The organism is Acinetobacter sp. YK3, from assembly GCF_001729365.1.
Taxonomy (GTDB): domain Bacteria; phylum Pseudomonadota; class Gammaproteobacteria; order Pseudomonadales; family Moraxellaceae; genus Acinetobacter; species Acinetobacter vivianii.
The window spans coordinates 35,810-52,811 of record NZ_LZPJ01000001.1; the positions used below are offsets into that span (position 1 = coordinate 35,810).

Below are 17,002 nucleotides of genomic sequence, written 5' to 3' on the forward strand. Positions count from 1 at the left end.
TTATTGAAATGAGAGGATTGATACTAATATCAATAAATGTAAGTTCATTCGTTTTTTTAATAAGAATCTATTTTAAACCCCCTTCCCAAAATTTATTTGCCGCATAAATTGGGTCATTCGTTTCTTCAATGGCTTTCACCCATACATTGTAATGATTAATAAGTGGGTAGAGTGGCTAGGATGAAAGTCTTCTTTTAAACTATCTAAAATTAATGGCATTTTTGTGGTCATAATACCTTTCGGGCCAAAAAGCCAATCCTTTCCTTTATCCAACATCAGTTTTCTTTCATTGTGATTAAAACCATCGCAACGTAACATAATATTTGCTACTCCAAGTGCTGAATCAAAAATAAGAGAAAAAGTTTTGCGAAAGGCGATGACTCTCATCTCTTCATCAACATTGCCCACTTGTTTCATGACATTGAAAGCAACTTCTCGATGCTCCATTTCTTCTATAGAGTGCCAAATCCATAGCGCTTGCATACGTGGATCCGCCTCAGCAAAAACTTGTCTATCTTCAAATAAACATTGGGCGAGTAGGGCTGTAACATGTTCATATGCAACTGTAACTGCTAAATTGAATTCTAGAGATTTATTATAATTTAATGAGTTTTTAAGCACGCCCATCAGACGCTTAACTGGAATATTTTGTTTCTTGAGATTTTCATTCATTAAGTTATGAATAATGCCATGCTGGGCTTCTTGTTTGATAAAGACGGAGATATCAGTGAGCAGCTTAGGATCTGTGACTTTATCTCTAAAAGCTTTAACGCTTTGTATGAAAAATTTCTCTCCGTCGGGAAAAGATAACCCCAAAGCATCAAAAAAACGAGTTTTAAAGGGATCTTCTCCAAACCAATATTTAGGTACTTGATCAAAGTGGAACTCTAAATTCGTTCTGGAGACTATTTCGTCTGTTTTATAAAGAGTGGCATTTTTCATAAACGTATATAAACTGAACAAGAAAAATCTTATCTAGATAAAATCAGAGTGTTGGTCGAGATAGCAACATAAGGCATATTTTGTTAATTATTTTGAGTTTGTTTGAGCTAATAAATAATCAATATGTTTTTCTTTAAACTGTATAATATACGATATAGAAAACCATACTTACAGCTAACCGAAGAACTTATTTATTATTATCTATATGATTAAGTTAGTTATTTGTATAAGTGGTTATATAAGGGGGAGTTTGCATGAAGAGGTTATCCCGACTAGATCAAGATGAATAGAACAATACTACTTTTGCTGGTTCTGTATGATTGCGTATTATCAGCTTCAAACAAGTTATTTATTCAGTTTAAATTAAGCTAATCGCTCTAATCTAAAACTACGGTATAACCGTAGCAAGCAAAGCAATACTTTAGCCACATTCTCCAGATGTGGCTTTTTTTATCCAAAAATTATCAATGATCCTTTTTAGATACCCTTATTTTTTTATGGAATATGGGGGTATATTCATAGGGCTATGCTAAAAATATTGGGAATGATCTTTTATCGGCCTTTCGAAATACGTTCTTCGATGGCAAATTTGAGTAAAGAAGCACTGCGGTAAAAACCGTGTGCGAACTTTCCAAATGGCATGGTAATGAAGAAGGTCATGACTGTAGCTAAATGGAAAATCAGTAAAAGTGCCATGTAAGGTGTATTGCGAAATGCCATGAGGGCTAAGCCTGAAGCACTGACTAAAATTAAAAGGAAAATAAAGCCTCGATCTACAGGTTTTTGCTCACGGTCACCATGTAATGGATGGCGTTTAAGGTTTAAATAGAGCAAGCCAGATGGTCCAATCACTAAGCCAAGTCCACCTAAAGTGCCTAAAATAACAGGCAAGCTAAAGATAGGGTAAGGCGCATGTAGGTTAAGGAAATAGTGATATAAAGTCGCTACGCCTGTGGCTGCAAAGCAAAGCATAAAGCCATAAAAGGTGAGGTGATGGAACACGCGGCGGATTTGTGTATAACGGTCATCTTGTTCATTACAGCCTTTGCCATGTCCACCATCTAAATATTTAAGCGTTAACACATTTTGGGTAGCTTGAACTAGGTCGGGTTTTTCTACTTTGCCGTGAATAACTTTAGACGTCTGTCTCCAAAATTTACTAATTCCAATGCCGAGCAAAACAATCGCAACTGTAAAGGTTGCTCCAAAAAGTAGAGCTAAAAAGTTATGCGGGAAAATTGCATAGAAGTTACCTTGATAGCCTGCAAACAGGTCGGTGCCTTTGTACCAGACCACAGCTAACATGCATAAAAAGAAAATGAGTGATAACGCTGAAACAAAAGGAATGCCCACCGATTTATAAAGTCGGCCTAGCGGTTGAGGGGTCGCAAATTCTTGGTAAGTTTCCAAACGTACTTGCGCCATTGCTTTTGGAATGTTTACACCAAACTCATGTGGCGGGGCATATTGGCAAGCATGTAAACACGCACCACAGTTATGGCACAGGTTTGCGAGGTAATGAATATCGGCTTGATTAAACTCAAGACGCTTGGTCATCGCCGCAAATACAGCACAAAACGACTCACAGTAACGACAAGCATTACAAATCTGTAGGGCTCTTTGAACTTCCTGCTCATGGTCAGAGAGCTGAACAACTGGAATTAGGGCTTTAGTACTAGCATTCATGTTCAACTCCTTGTGAAAGTGCATAGTGGGCTGCATTTTTTCCGGCAATGCGTCCAAAGGTTGTGCCAATCGACATACCAACGCCTGCGGTATAACCCTGACCGAGTACGTTACCTGCCATCATTTCACCAGCGACAAACAGGTTGCGGCTGGCTTTATCGTTAAAACGGACCGCAGCATCATCTTCGACTTTTAAGCCTAAATAGGTAAAGGTAATGCCGGGTTTAAGCGCATAGGCATAGAAGGGAGGGCGATCGAGAGGAACGGCCCAATGGGTTTTGTTGGGAACAATATCTTGGGTAGTGCAGTCATCTAAAATGGTATGGTTAAAGGTGCCTTGTACGCAGGCTTGGTTAAATTCTTCTACGGTATGGCATAAGGTCTTTGCATCTAACCCTATTTTTTCAGCCAGTTCTTGAATACTATTTGCTTTTACGCCTGCAAATACAGGTGGCATAAAGCGCCCAATCGCTTTTGAGTCAATAATCGAATAGGCAATTTGCTGCGGCTGTTTGGCAACAAGACGGCCCCAAATGGCATAGCGTTTTGGCCAGAAGTCTTCGCCTTCATCGTAAAAACGTTCCGCTTTGTTATTGACCACAATTCCCAGTGAAACGCAGTCAATACGGGTGCAGATGCCACCGTCATATAACGGTGCGCGTGCATCTACAGCCACGCAGTGCGATTGTGATGGATCACCAATAATATCGGCGCCTTGATCGATCATAAATTTGAGTAAGTTGCCTTGATTAAAGCGGGTTCCGCGAATAATGAAATTATCGGCAGGCCATTCGCCGTTTTCATTTTGCCCCCATGCTTCTCTTAACCATTCCAGATTTGATTCAAAACCACCTGAGGCCAATACACAGCTTTTCGCTTTAAACACACGACCATCTTCCGCAATTGCAGCTTCAAAATGTCCTTGGTTTAACTTTAGATCTTTAATTTTTGTGTCGTATAAAATCTCAATGCCAAGCTCTTGAGCACTTCGGTAATACGCATTAATGAGGGCTTTACCGCCACCCATAAAAAAGGCATTGGTACGTGCAACATGTAAAGCTCCCGATAGGGGCAGCTGAAAATTCACGCCATGTTTACGCATCCAGTCGCGGCAAGTCGCCGTGCTACGTATGACGAGACGAGCTAAGTGCTCATTGGTTTTTCCGGCAGTGACTTTAAGCAGGTCTTGCCAATATTCTTCTTCTGGGTAGGCATCGACTAATACATCTTGAGGAGCATCATGCATGCAACGGAGGTTACGAGTGTGTTGTGAGTTACCACCACGCCATTCTTTAGGTGCTGCTTCTATGACAAGCACAGACGCGCCACTTTCTTTTGCCGTGAGCGCGGCACACAGTGCGGCATTCCCACCACCAATTACAATCACATCATGCATGGATTTCTCCCTTTCTCAGCTAAGGCTAATGTAGCTTTAAAAGGGAAGATGCAGTGAGAGGCTAAGCTTGAATGGGTATTTAGTAAAAATAAAGACTAAAGGCTTAAGTGTTTATGAGTTTCGCACCGGGCCAACGCTTTTCATTAATCAGGTTGGTGACACAAGCACGAATCACCACTTTGGTGGCTAAAGTTGCAGGTGAGAGTTCTTCTTCGGAGAGACTAATCAAATAGTTAATGCGTTCAATAGCAGGTTCTACAATGCGCAGTAAACATAGGTCTTGCCGCGAGTTTAACGATGCACCCGCAGGTTGGATGGTTGCCATTTCGAGTTGGCTAATGCTTTCCATTAGCAAGTGCAGTCCATCAATTTCATAGGCCACTTTAAGCTGATGAATTTTCTGTTCGAGCAACAAACGCAGCCCATGTCGTTGGCTCGGTAAAATTAGCGGAAGTTCTTTTAGCTGTGAATGGGCAATCGTTTGAGTGTCTATACAGCTTTCAAGGTGGTACTGACTCAGCACTTCTTTAGGCGAGATTAAAAACATCTGTTCTTTGACTAAAGGTTGTATGGCCCACTGTGGGTCGACATCGTCACTAAAGATGATGGCAACATCGAGCTGCCTTGCATTAACTAAAGCTTTTAAGTCACCCGATAAACCTTCAATTAAACGGACTTTAATGTCGGGATAACGGTTTCTCATGAGTTTTAAAAAGTGCGTGCCAATAACCGATGCGACACTTGGGGAAAAACCGACAGTGACATGACCACTTAAACGTGAAGAGTGTGCAGAGTCTACGGCATGGTCTAGGTGCCTAAGCGCCAGTTGAACTTGTTGAAAAAAAGCTAAACCCGCAGGGGTGGGAACCGTACCTAAAGCAGTACGTTGTAAAAGGCGAATAGAAAGCTCGCTTTCTAATTTTGAGATTTGCTGACTTAATGCAGAAGTTCCAATATCGAGATTTTTTGCAGCTTTACCCAAGCTTCCTGACTCGATGACCGCAATAAAATACTTTAATTGTTTGAGTTCCACGGCAAATACTATATTGACCTTTATTGGTTATTCTACACTGGTTTATTGCTATTCATTTTGCTCTATTGCGCTAAGTAAACCACCAACAGAGTAAAGGCAACATCACCTCAAGACGCTGCCTTTTAGAGCTTTTATTGTTTAACCTGCTCTAGACCCTGTTCTTCAATAATTTGTGTTGCTTGTGGTGACTTCACAAATTTGATGAGTTCTTTTGCGACTTTTTCATGTTCAGAGTTTTTACCAATGCCAGCTGCAAATACAGTGACTTTTTGATAAGGCGCAGGAATTGGACCGACTAAATCAACTTGACCATATTGACCGGCAAAAGGTTTGATTTCACTAATTTGCTGGAAACCAATATCAAACTGACCTTCAGCAATACGTTTTGCAACACGGTCACCGACCACTTTTTCTGCTTTACCAGCAATCACTTTGTACTCGACAGGTGGAAAGCTTGGAAAAACATCTTTTTCAAGATGTGTACCGCTCGCACTTGCCGAATAGCCGATGTGCTTAGCATTTAATAGAACTTTTTCGAATTTTGCCGCAGAGCTAATGTCTGGTTTTGGCGCACCCTTAGGTACAGCCATGCCAATACTTGAGTTCACTAAAGCACTTTGTGAACTTGGGTCTACATAACCTTTTTCTGCAAGCTTGTTCAGTTCAGGAGCAGCCAACACCACCACATCAAAATGTTCACCACGATCGAGTCGATTTGGAATTGCAGTTGGTGATGCGCCCATTGATGAACCAGACGAAAGGTGAACAGTATGGCCAGTTTGTTTTTCAAATATTGGAATGAGTTTTTCCATAGATGAATAGAAACCGCCTGAGCTAATCACTTCGAGCGTATCTGCGTTAGCAAGGGTTGAGCCTAAGCCTGCACCAGCTAAGCAAATGGTCATGAAGATAGGGGAATTTTTCATAGTATCTCGCTTTAATGATAGGAGAGCACAGTACGGCTACAACATACGCCGTACTGTTCATTAAAATTTCAGGTTAAGTTGTTGTTTTAAGCGCTAACCTTCGCAGGTTCAGCAATTGGGTCTGCATTCTTCTGTTTCGAACTGCGACATAAATACAGGCTTGAGACTAAGCTACATACCGCAGCGAGCATCAGCCAGAAAGCAGGGGTACTTGGATTACCCGTATGTTCGACCAGGAATGTACAGGCCATTGGAGTCATACCACCGAAAATAGCGGCGGCAAGACTAAATGCTAAAGAGAAACCAACTGTACGGACTCGTTTAGGCATCACTTCGGCAAGTGTTGCAACCATGGTGCCGTTGTACATACCAAAGAAGAATGAGAAGTAAGCAAGCGAGATAATCAGATTGGTAAAACTAATGTCACTGACTAACCAGCTTAAAACTGGATAAGTTGTAAAGATGGCAAGGGTTGTAATGCCGACTAACACTGGACGACGGCCGATTTTGTCTGAAAGCAAACCACCCATTGGTAACCAGAAGAAATTTGATAAACCCACAAATACGGTTGCTAAAAGACTATCCGTTACCGACATTTCTAGAGTACGTTTTGCATACACAGTGGTGTAAACCGTAATGAAATAGAACGTGGTTGTGGTCATGGCACTCATCATCATGCCCGCAAGTACGATGCGCCAGTTGCTCGCAAGCGTGCTGAAAATTTCTTTAGTCGATGGATGAGTTTTTTGCGCTTTAAAGTCTTCAGTTTCCTCTAAAGTACGACGGAATAAGAAGATTAAAGGAATAATCAAACAGCCAATTAAGAAGGGAATACGCCAGCCCCATTCACCCACTTGAGCAGTCGTTAAGATAGTGTTTAGCCAATAACCCAGCAATGCCGCAAATACAACTGCAATTTGCTGGCTGCCAGATTGCCAGCTTGTGATAAATCCACGGTTTTTATCTGTTGCAATTTCAGCGAGATAAATCGATACACCGCCAGATTCAACACCTGCCGAGAAGCCTTGTAATAGACGACCAATCACCACCAGAATTGGCGCAATAATACCAATGGTTTCATAACCTGGTACAAAGGTAATCAGAATCGTTCCGATGGCCATCAGACTTAAGGTCACGATTAAGCCTTTACGACGTCCCACTCTATCAACATAAGCACCTAAAAAAATAGCGCCGAGAGGACGCATAAGAAAGCCCGCAGCAAATACGGTAAATGTCATCATTAAAGAGACATATTCATTTTCAGAGTGGAAAAATTTTGCTGCGATATAAGTGGCATAGAAGCCAAAAAGAAAAAAGTCGTACTGTTCTAAAAAGTTGCCACTTGTTACATTTAATATTTTTTTAAAAGTAGCCCTGCGATTATTTGTAATATCCATTAGAGACCTCCTTGGCCTAGCAAAATGGAAACATTCACAATTTTCAATATTGGAAAAAACAGATCGGATCAATCAACCATTCATAGAAATGGATGGGAAATGAGATCTAGCGCTATCCTTTGCAGAAAATGTGATGCCTTGTTTCCAGTTAAAACTACACATCTAAATTTTGATAAATAGAAATCCACTTATCTTTCGGAAGAAAATGTAATCGCAAAAAGCAGAGGAGAGTGAGAGGGCAAAAGTAATGAGGTATTTAAAAAAATTAATGACCTTTTATAAAATAATTTCAGAACACGGCCAAATCTGATTTTGGATCAGTTCTTTCACGCATGCTTTAATCGCTGATTTTGCAGCAAGTGCCGCTGGCGATAGTTCTTCTTCAGCTAGGCTGACTAAATAATTAATTCGTTCTACTTCGGGGTCAACCAGTTTGAGTAATTGAATCTGGTGTTTATATTCTTGTAGGCAGGCACTCCCAGGGCGAACACTTGCAAGATCAAGATGAATCAAGCTGTCCATGAGTAAGTGTAGGCCATCAATTTCATAGACGACATTGAGCTGTCCTATCTTGTGTTCGAGCAGTTTTCTTAAGCTATGGCGCTGACGTGGCAGTACTAATGGAAGATCTCCAATCTGTTGAGACTGAATAATTCCACTTTTAATACATTCAGAAAGACCATATTTTTCCAGCACTTCCTTGCGTGCCATTAAATACATTTGCTCACGTACTAATGGTTGTATTGACCATTGCTTATCAATTTCATTGGTGAAAATAATGGCAATATCAAGCTGACGCGAATTAATGGACTGAATTAGATTTCCTGACAATGTTTCCACAATTTCGAGACGAATGTCTGGATAACGTTCAGACATTAATTTCATTAAAGGAATGCCAATTAAAGCGGTGATTGTTGGTGGAAAACCAAGGCTGACATGACCAGAAAGCCGAGCAGAATGAGCAGCATCAATCGCAAAGTTAATTTGACGCAAGATGAGTTGAGAATGTTTTAAAAAGGCCAAGCCCGCAGGGGTCGGTGTCACACCAAAGGCATTACGCTGTAATAAACGAATACTTAATTCTTGTTCTAACTTACTGATTTGCTGGCTAATTGCCGACGGCCCGACATCAAGTTTTTGAGCAGCTTTACCAATACTGCCTGCTTCAACAACCATCGAAAAATACTTTATTTGTTTGATTTCCATGGAGATATATTCTTCTGTATGTAGATGTCAGATTATTCAGTAGCGCAATTTAATGAATATGATGGATGTTATCAATGTTATTGGAAAAATTTATATTAAGACTTTACAGTGTTGGATGACAAGCAATCGAGTTACTTGTTTTAAGGTCATGGCAGAATAGATAAAAGCATTCTGTACTCTTTTAATTAAGCATGAATAAATTTTTATTTACGTAAAATTTACGTTTTCAGGTTTTTTCAATATAGAGAATTTACGTCCCTCATTTCCATACTGGTGTTGACCAATTTTTAAATGGCATCTGCTATGTGGGAATTTATTTCTGTATTTGTCCTTTCTTTGCTGCTGGCTTATCCGCTTGGTGCTTACCTCGCTGATGTGATGCAAGTAAAACCAATGAAAAGCGACCGATTGTTTAACTGGATCGAGCAACCAATTTATGCCGTACTTGGCGTAAAACGCCGTGGTATGAACTGGCGCCAATATCTTGCCGCTTTTATCTTTAGCAATATTTTACTGCTTGGTGCAAGTGTCACAATCTTGATGACACAGGCATGGCTGCCTCTGAATCCCGATCATATTCCGAATATGAACTGGGATTTAGCCTTGCATACCACGATCTCATTTTTGACCAATACCAACCAGCAACATTATTCAGGGCAGGCACAACTGTCTTATCTATCACAAATGACCGTGATTGTCGGCTTGCAATATTTATCACCCATAATTGGTCTGGCCTTATTGGTCGCCATGTTGAGAGCTTTATTCCTACAATCAGGTCGTGGAGAAGCAGCGAATCAAAAAGACTGGGATACGATCAATCTGGGTAATTACTGGATGGATCTCATTCGACCATTGTTTAGATTCTTTATTCCACTTGGTTTAGTTTTTTCTTTGCTGCTGACTTTTCAAGGTGTGCCAGCAACCCTGTCTGCGGGACCAATAGCGCAGGTCTTAGATCAAAGCGCTGAGGTACAAACACAACATATTCCACTTGGTCCTGTTGCGCCTATGGTTGCAATTAAACAGCTGGGCAGTAACGGTGGTGGTTGGTATGGCCCAAATAGTAGTGTGCCTTTAGAAAACCCAACACCGTTGTCCAATGTGATTGAAATGATTGAGATCTTACTGATCCCGTTGTCAGTAGTGTTTATGGTTGGACGCTTTATCCAACGTAAAAAACTGATGTGGATGATTTTTGGCAGTATGTTGTTGATGTCATTGATATCGACTTCACTGGCTTTCTGGACTGAAAAATCATCTTTAATTGCTAATGTAGCCTTGATGGAAGGTAAGGAAGTGCGTTTTGGTGCGGATGCATCAGCACTTTGGGCAAGTCTCACCACACAAGTGAACAATGGTTCAGTCAACATGATGCATGACTCCGCCTCACCACTCACAGGTTTGGTTGAACTGTGCAATATGCTGATCAATGCCATCTGGGGCGGTATTGGTTGTGGTCTATTACAGTTTTTTATTTATCTATTTTTAGCAGTATTTATCGCGGGCTTAATGACAGGCCGAACCCCTGAATTGTTTGGTCGAAAAGTGGAAGTCACTGAAATCAAGCTTTTAGCTCTTGTGATCTTGTTACAACCTGTGGTGATTCTTGGTTTGACTGCGATCGCAATCGCATTTCCAACGCTGACAGGCAATTCCAATCCAGCGTTTCATGGCATTAGCCAAGTGTTTTATGAGTATGTCTCTGCCTATGCCAACAATGGCTCTGGTTTTGAAGGTTTAGGCGATAACACCTTATGGTGGAATTTGAGTGCCAGTGTGGCTTTATTGGCAGGTCGTTATAGCGTGTTGATTATTCCTGTTTTGATTGCTGTCAGCCTAGCAACCAAACCACAAGCTGCTAAAAGTAAAGGATCTTTACACATCGAATCCCCCACATTTGCACTGACTTTAATCGGGATTGTGTTGATTCTTACCTTATTGCAATTCATGCCAGTGTTGGTGATTGGACCAATTGCTGACTATCTGTCTATAAAAGTTTAAGTGTGGAGCAAACACAATGAAACATTCAAATGCGACACAACAGATGGATATTTTGAATAAAGAAATCCTTCAACAAACCTTTTATAAACTATTACCGCAATATGCATTTAAAAATCCAGTCATGGCATGTGTATGGATGGGCACACTTTTAACCATTGCAGCGACCTTGATGGGAAGTACCAGCTTAGGTTTCGGTGTAGTGTTGAGCTTGATTCTATTGGTCACTGTATTATTCGCCAATTATGCTGAAGCAGTTGCAGAAGCTAAAGGACGTGGACAGGCAGCCTCCTTACGCCAAGCGCGTGAAAACTTAACTGCTAATCGGATTGCTGATCTGGATGCAGCGCCGATGGTCATCTCTGCAAACCTACTCAAAAAAGATGATTTAGTCATTGTCAAAGCTGGTGAAATTGTCCCTGCGGATGGGGAGATTATTCAAGGTTTCGCGACCATTAATGAGTCTGCAGTGACTGGTGAGTCTGCACCTGTATTGCGTGAAGCCAATACTGACCGTTCAGGGGTCATTGGGGGAACCAAAGTTTTATCTGATGAAATTATGATTCGGGTGAGTAATGAAGCGGGACATAGCTTTCTAGACCGTATGATTGCCTTGGTTGAGGGAGCCAACCGTCAAAAAACACCGAATGAGATTGCACTGAGTATTTTACTCAATATCATGACCATTACCTTTATTGTGGTGGTCGCGACCTTACCCTTTATCGGGGCAATGGTCGGGATCAAAATCAGTCTAGTCTTGTTGATTGCTTTACTGGTGTGTTTGATTCCAACCACGATTGGAGGATTACTACCAGCGATAGGGATTGCAGGCATGAACCGCGCCTTAAAAGCCAATGTTCTTGCTAAATCAGGCAAGGCTGTCGAAGTTGCTGGTGATATTGATGTACTGCTATTAGATAAAACAGGCACGATCACCTATGGTGACCGTCAAGCCACGGCCTTTTATCCTTTGGCTGGCGTAAGCCCAAGTGAGTTACGCCAAGCCGCAATGTTAACTTCTTTTGCCGATCCAACTCCTGAAGGGAAGTCAGTAATCAGCCTTGGGAAAGAACTGGGTGAAAGCATTAAAGAACCAACAGGTGCAGAATTCATCCAGTTTAGTGCTGCAACACGCTTGTCTGGAGTGGATTTAGTCACAGGGCAAAGCATTTGTAAAGGTGCTGTGGATGCGATTCTTAAATTTACTAACCAAGACATCAAGGATAACGTTGAGCTTAAAACCCGAGTAGAACAGGTTGCATCGAAAGGTGCAACACCACTCGTTGTTGCTTCGAATCACAGTATTTTAGGGGTGATTGAACTCTCAGATGTGATTAAACAAGGGATTAAAGAACGCTTTGCACTATTACGCGAGATGGGCATTAAAACCATTATGGTCACAGGGGACAATCCATTGACTGCCGCTGCGATTGCAGCTGAAGCAGGGGTAGATGATTATATTGCCGAGGCACGACCTGAAGATAAACTGGCTTGTATTCGCAAAGAACAAGCGGCTGGTAAATTGGTGGCGATGGTGGGTGATGGAACCAATGATGCGCCTGCTTTGGCTCAAGCAGATATTGGTTTAGCCATGAATTCAGGCACCCAAGCAGCCAAAGAAGCAGGCAATATGGTGGACCTTGATTCAGATCCAACCAAACTGCTTGATGTCGTGGAAATTGGGAAGCAGCAATTAATCACCCGCGGTGCATTAACCACCTTTTCTTTGGCAAATGACGTGTCTAAATATTTTGTGATTTTGCCCGCTTTGTTTTCAGTGGCGATTCCGCAACTTGGGGTGCTCAATATTTTGCAACTGGGCAGTCCAAGCAGTGCTGTGATTTCAGCCTTGATCTTTAATGCGCTGATTATCCCGATGCTCATTCCATTGGCACTAAAAGGGGTGCAGTTTAAGCCTGCCAGTGCTTTGCAATTATTACGCCGTAATATGTTGATCTATGGTGTTGGTGGAGTGATTTTCCCTTTTATTGCAATCAAGTTGATTGACCTTGTTGTGTCATTGTGGATTTAGGAGAAAGAAATGAATACATTAGAAAATCTGCCTTTATCAACCGAAGTTCAGTCTGCGCTACGTCCAAGTATTGGTTTGATCTTGGTTGGCTTTTTGATTGCAGGTGTGTTGTATAGTGCGGTAAGCGTTTCTATCGCTCAATTGGTCTTCCCCAAGCAGGCGAATGGTAGTTTGATTGAGCTGAATGGAAAGATTGTGGGTTCGAGTTTAGTTGGGCAGAATTTCGTGAGTGAGCAATATTTTCATGCTCGCCCAAGTGCGGTAAGTTACAGTGTAGATGGGATGGCAGGGAGCAATTTAGCAGTTTCTAATCCTGATTTGCAAAAACAAATTAAAGAAAGAACAATGCAATTTGCCCAGAATAATCATATTTCAGAACAGCAGGTACCAAACGATATGGTTACGGCATCAGGCAGTGGGATTGACCCAGATATTTCACCTGACAGTGCCTTGTTGCAAGTGAAACGCGTGGCACAGCAGCGTCATTTATCAGAATCACAGGTCAAAGATTTAGTACAGCAACAGATTCAGCCTGCACAGTTTGGTTTATATGGGCAAGCGAGGGTTAATGTTCTACAACTGAATTTGGCCCTAGATCAATTGTCATCGACCACACGTTGATAGAGCGTAATTATGCAGATCGACCGTAATAACAAAGCTGATGCATGGCTGGCACATAGCCAGCGTGAACAGTCTGGACGTCTGACCATTTTCTTGGGGGCTGCGCCTGGCGTAGGGAAAACCTATGCGATGCTGACCCGAGCACATGAGTTGATGCAGCAAGGGCAACAGGTTGTGGTTGGATTGGTTGAAACCCATGGTCGATCTGATACCGAACGTTTGATTCAGGGGCTAAATGTTATTCCTCGAAAGACGGTGGAATATCAGGGGCGAATGCTGGAAGAGATGGATCTCGACCAAATTCTCAAGCTGAAACCTGAAATAGTGCTGGTTGATGAGTTGGCACATCGAAATGTACCGAATAGCCGGCATGAATATCGCTGGCAGGATGTGAATGAATTATTAGATGCGGGCATCGATGTTTATAGCACCTTGAATATTCAGCATCTGGAAAGTCTCAATGATGTGGTGTATCAAATTACAGGGATTCGGGTCAGCGAAACCGTACCCGATGCATTGCTCAAACGTTTGAAGGATATTCGTCTGGTCGATCTGCCTGTGCCTGAATTATTAGAACGGATGAAGCATGGCAAGATTTATTTGGCAGATGTTGCACCACATGCGCTACAAGGCTTTTTTAAACCTGCTCATTTGACCGCCTTACGTGACTTGGCGATTCAAACGGTGGCAGGACAAGTTGAGATTGATTATCGGGAAAAATTTGTCACCCAAGGACAGATCATTCCGATTCAGAATCATGTTATGTTGGCGATTGATGGTTCCGCATTTTCGGAGGACTTGGTACGACGCGCGCATCGTATTGCAGAACGACGCAATGCTACCTGGAGTGTGATTTCGATTCAAAAGAGTCAGACTTCAAATACCCAATCCTTTGCGGTGACCAAGGCATTTAATCTGGCACGTAAACTGGGCGCAGATACTTATTTGCTCTATAGCAATCATATTGCAGCGACTATTTTACAGGCAGCTTATGATTATGGAGCATCAAATATTCTGCTTGGCAAAAGTCCTCAAAAATCATTATGGCAACGGTTGTTCTCAGATCATATTGCTGATCAGTTGTTAGAAAAGCAGCATCCTTTTGAAATTACTTTTGTTCAACCTTTAAAAGCTAAAGATCACGCAATTAGGCCACAGGAACAGAGTGAGCGTTCGTTCTGGCCGAGGCAAGCACTGAATTTTCATCCGCGTGAAATGATTGAAAGCATTTTGATTGTGTTGCTGGGCTTAATCGCTGCAACAGTAAGTGATCATTTTATTGGTTATAGCGAATTGGCTTTAATCTTTGTGGTCACGGTACTTGTAGTTGCAATGCGGGCAAGGATGTTTATCACGATCATAAGCGTTCTGATTTGTTTCCTGCTCTATAACTATTTATTTATTGAACCGCGTTTTACCTTGCGAATTAGTGCCGAGCGTGGGGTGATAACGATGATTATCTTTATCATTTCAGCTTTGCTGGTCGGGCGTTTAGCCAATCAGTTACGCGCTCAGGTATTGAGTTTACGTGCAGCAAATTCTATTTCCGTACAGCTTCAGGAGCTGGAGCGAAAATTATCCAGCTGTGTTGATCTTGAGCAAGTTTTGAATGTCGCCAAACAACATTTAGAAAGTTCTTTGAATGCGCTGGTCTGGCTTAGAATCGGAACACAAGAGTCAGGAGCGGAGCCTCTATTCAATGAAAAAGATCAGATCGCGGCAAACTGGACACAGAAAAATGCCAAGCCGTGCGGACGCTTTACCAATACTTTGACTCAATCCGAATGGTGGTTTAATCCGCTGAATCTGGTGGGGGGCTTTGGTGTGATTGCGATACGCTTTCAGCAAAATGCAGAAAACATCAGTTTTGAACAGCAACGTCTGGCTGAATTGATGATCGATGATATTGCCCAAACGGCTTCGCGAGTACAGTTAGCTTTGCAACTGGAAAATTCTCGTGTGGTTGCTGAGACTGAAAAGTTGCGTTCTGCATTACTGTCTTCGGTCTCGCATGATTTACGTTCGCCTTTAGCTGCGATGATTGGTTCTGCGGATACGCTAAAATACTACGGCGAACAGATGCCTGAACAAGATCGCCATGAACTGTTAGATACCATTCATGTCGAAGGTGAGCGATTGGATCGTTATATTCAAAATTTACTGGATATGACCCGCTTGGGCCATCAGGGTTTAAGCTTAAGCCGAGACTGGATCGGTGTTGAAGAGCTGATTGGATCTGCCACACAACGTCTGAAACGCTATCAACCCCATGTGAATATTGATGTGTCCTTAACAGAGGATTTACCTCAGCTCTACGTGCATCCAGCTTTAATTGAACAGGCGATTTTTAATGTATTGGAAAATGCGGCCAAGTTTTCGCCTGATGATGTACCTATCAAAGTAACAATCAAACAAGAGGATAATTTCTTACAGATTGATATCGAAGATCAAGGTGTTGGGATTCCCGAAGATGAACGCGAGCAAATCTTTGATATGTTCTATACCATGCAACGTGGAGATCGTGGTAAAACAGGAACGGGTCTAGGGCTTGCCATCGTAAAAGCCATCATTGGGGCGCATATGGGCAGTATAGAAGCTTTAGCGGGAACTCATGCTCAAGGCACTTTAATTAGAATGCGCTTACCACTTCATCAGGATTAAAATCATTACTTATGCCGCAAACATTGAATCAGCATGCCTCTATTCTCATCATTGATGATGAACCTCAAATTCGGAAATTTCTGGATATTGCCTTACGTGCGCAAGGGTATTCGGTACATGTCGCTGAAAATGGGATGAAGGGACTGGAGAGTCTGGCGACACGTGGTGCAGATCTGCTGATTCTGGATCTGGGTTTACCTGATATGGAGGGACAGAAGGTTTTAACCGAATTACGGCAATGGTCAGATATTCCTGTGATCGTATTATCTGCACGACCCGATGAAAATCAGAAAATTAAATTGTTGGATGCAGGTGCAAATGATTATGTGACCAAGCCCTTTAGTATTCAGGAACTGTGTGCCCGTATCCGTGTAATGTTTCGCAATAAACCACAACATGCAGAACAAAATACGGTATTCAATGATGGTCGGCTTTGGGTGGATGTGGCAGAACATAGCGTCATCTTGGCGGGTGAGGAAATTACCTTAACCAAGAAAGAATTTCAGTTATTAGCCTTGTTGATTCGTCATCAAGGCAAGATTGTGACCCAAAAACAAATCATGACTGAGTTGTGGGGCATTACCCATGAAGAAGACACCCATTACCTGAGAATCTTGGTAAAAAAACTCAGAACAAAAATTGGGGATTCAGCGCTGAGTCCAAAATATATTTACACGATAGCAGGTATTGGGCTGCGTTTTCTGGGCTGATTTTTTAACACATCATTTAAATGACTTTGATCCTGCGTGAATGGATGAGCAGGACGGGCAAACTTTGTCTAATTAAAGTCGATGGACGAGAGGAAAAATTTACGCAAATTTTACGCCTGTAACTTTTTAAGATTATTAAAATGCGATTTTGGAGATCATTATTATGGGTAGGTGAATGGGTTTCTTTAATACGGACAGTCAAAGCAATCATTTCCATAACATGGTTCTAAATCAAAAAAGCGTATTTACAGGTTACAGCACTGAAGTTCTGGTTGAAAAATATTCCGTAAAGCCTGCTGAAATACAAAAAATAATTGTTCAGATTTTAAAAGAAAGAGGATACACCTCGATAGAAATACAGCAGATGCTTAAGTTACAAAGAGCTTAGCGTTGC

At 41.8% G+C, this 17,002-nt stretch carries 13 protein-coding genes; 6 read left to right on the plus strand and 7 right to left on the minus strand.

The window, feature by feature from the left end:
* Nucleotides 1–135: 135 nt before the first annotated feature.
* The 7 genes from A9Z07_RS00185 to A9Z07_RS00215 form a co-directional block, all read right to left on the minus strand.
* A complete protein-coding gene (locus A9Z07_RS00185) occupies nucleotides 136–942 on the minus strand; it encodes a metal-dependent hydrolase (protein ID WP_227516920.1) in 807 nt (268 codons plus the stop codon).
* 552 nt (nucleotides 943–1,494) lie between these two features.
* Nucleotides 1,495–2,628 (minus strand): tricarballylate utilization 4Fe-4S protein TcuB, encoded by a 1,134-nt coding sequence (gene tcuB / locus A9Z07_RS00190; RefSeq protein ID WP_069576085.1) that lies wholly within the window; start codon nucleotides 2,626–2,628, stop codon nucleotides 1,495–1,497.
* Nucleotides 2,618–4,024 (minus strand): FAD-dependent tricarballylate dehydrogenase TcuA, encoded by a 1,407-nt coding sequence (gene tcuA, locus A9Z07_RS00195; protein WP_069576087.1) that lies wholly within the window; start codon nucleotides 4,022–4,024, stop codon nucleotides 2,618–2,620. Before tcuA ends, tcuB begins: the two co-directional genes overlap by 11 nt.
* 103 nt (nucleotides 4,025–4,127) lie before the next feature.
* On the minus strand, nucleotides 4,128–5,057 hold the full coding sequence (locus A9Z07_RS00200) for a LysR family transcriptional regulator (RefSeq protein ID WP_069576089.1): 930 nt from the start codon (nucleotides 5,055–5,057) through the stop codon (nucleotides 4,128–4,130).
* Between the two features lie 131 nt (nucleotides 5,058–5,188).
* Nucleotides 5,189–5,983 (minus strand): substrate-binding domain-containing protein, encoded by a 795-nt coding sequence (locus A9Z07_RS00205; RefSeq protein ID WP_069576091.1) that lies wholly within the window; start codon nucleotides 5,981–5,983, stop codon nucleotides 5,189–5,191.
* Nucleotides 5,984–6,069: 86 nt separating this feature from the next.
* Nucleotides 6,070–7,380, minus strand: a complete 1,311-nt coding sequence (locus A9Z07_RS00210) for an MFS transporter (RefSeq protein ID WP_069576094.1) — start codon at nucleotides 7,378–7,380, stop codon at nucleotides 6,070–6,072.
* Nucleotides 7,381–7,656: 276 nt separating this feature from the next.
* Nucleotides 7,657–8,586 (minus strand): LysR family transcriptional regulator, encoded by a 930-nt coding sequence (locus tag A9Z07_RS00215; protein ID WP_047428958.1) that lies wholly within the window; start codon nucleotides 8,584–8,586, stop codon nucleotides 7,657–7,659.
* A 303-nt stretch (nucleotides 8,587–8,889) separates the two neighbouring features.
* On the opposite strand from A9Z07_RS00215, the gene kdpA reads away from it, so the two are divergent.
* From kdpA to A9Z07_RS18120, 6 genes are all read left to right on the plus strand, one after another.
* The gene (kdpA, locus tag A9Z07_RS00220; protein ID WP_069576096.1) at nucleotides 8,890–10,587 is read left to right on the plus strand and encodes a potassium-transporting ATPase subunit KdpA; all 1,698 of its coding nucleotides are present in this window, start codon (nucleotides 8,890–8,892) and stop codon (nucleotides 10,585–10,587) included.
* 16 nt (nucleotides 10,588–10,603) lie between these two features.
* Nucleotides 10,604–12,616, plus strand: coding sequence for a potassium-transporting ATPase subunit KdpB (kdpB, locus tag A9Z07_RS00225; protein WP_069576098.1), 2,013 nt, complete (start codon nucleotides 10,604–10,606; stop codon nucleotides 12,614–12,616).
* A 9-nt stretch (nucleotides 12,617–12,625) separates the two neighbouring features.
* Nucleotides 12,626–13,237 (plus strand): potassium-transporting ATPase subunit KdpC, encoded by a 612-nt coding sequence (gene kdpC, locus A9Z07_RS00230; RefSeq protein WP_069576100.1) that lies wholly within the window; start codon nucleotides 12,626–12,628, stop codon nucleotides 13,235–13,237.
* A 12-nt stretch (nucleotides 13,238–13,249) separates the two neighbouring features.
* A complete protein-coding gene (locus tag A9Z07_RS00235) occupies nucleotides 13,250–15,898 on the plus strand; it encodes a sensor histidine kinase (protein WP_069576102.1) in 2,649 nt (882 codons plus the stop codon).
* 11 nt (nucleotides 15,899–15,909) lie between these two features.
* The gene (locus A9Z07_RS00240; RefSeq protein ID WP_069576104.1) at nucleotides 15,910–16,608 is read left to right on the plus strand and encodes a response regulator; all 699 of its coding nucleotides are present in this window, start codon (nucleotides 15,910–15,912) and stop codon (nucleotides 16,606–16,608) included.
* 175 nt (nucleotides 16,609–16,783) lie between these two features.
* The gene (locus tag A9Z07_RS18120) at nucleotides 16,784–16,996 is read left to right on the plus strand and encodes a hypothetical protein (protein WP_069576106.1); all 213 of its coding nucleotides are present in this window, start codon (nucleotides 16,784–16,786) and stop codon (nucleotides 16,994–16,996) included.
* The last annotated feature ends 6 nt before the right edge of the window (nucleotides 16,997–17,002 follow it).